Annotated in this window: 1 protein-coding gene; it reads left to right on the top strand. The window is 58.4% G+C overall.

Annotated elements, in window-relative coordinates; genetic code table 11:
* Positions 1 to 287 precede the first annotated feature (287 nt).
* Positions 288 to 531, top strand: a 244-nt coding sequence (locus AC1DS5_RS25595) for a rhodanese-like domain-containing protein (protein ID WP_477721048.1), incomplete at its 3' end; no start/stop codon positions are given.

A 531-nucleotide genomic window follows, 5' to 3' on the forward strand; every position in this document is an offset into this window, starting at 1 on the left:
ATGCTGCATTGTGGCGCGCGCGGCTATCTCAAATCGCACCGCGCCCAGCGCCGACTGCGCGAAGCCTATTTCGTGGCGATCGTCACCCCCGCCACCAAGCAGCTCAGAAAAATGCTCGCAGACAATGCGCGCGAATATCAGGGAGACCAGGGCGGGGCGTGATCCCGATCATGCAAATGATCCCGATCACGCGAACGGAAAGCGAATTGACTTAAGTCACGGCGAAACGACAGGCGATCCAGCACAAACGACTCAACAACGACGGTTCAACACAGTGGAGGCTTTCAATGGCTGAAGTTCTCATTTCCGCAGACGACCTCGTCACGTTCATGAAGTCAGAACCTTGTGTCATCATCGACACGCGCAATCCCGACGCCTATGCGGCCGGGCATATCCCCGGCGCCGTCAATCTCCATGAGATCTTTACGTTCCTCGCCACCTCGACGCCCGAAGGTATGGACGAGTTGAAGAAGAAGTTCGCTGCGGCCTTCGGCGGTGCCGGCCTGTCCGGCAGCGAGACTGCGGTGATCT

Source organism: Polaromonas sp. P4_H1 (assembly GCF_056400945.1).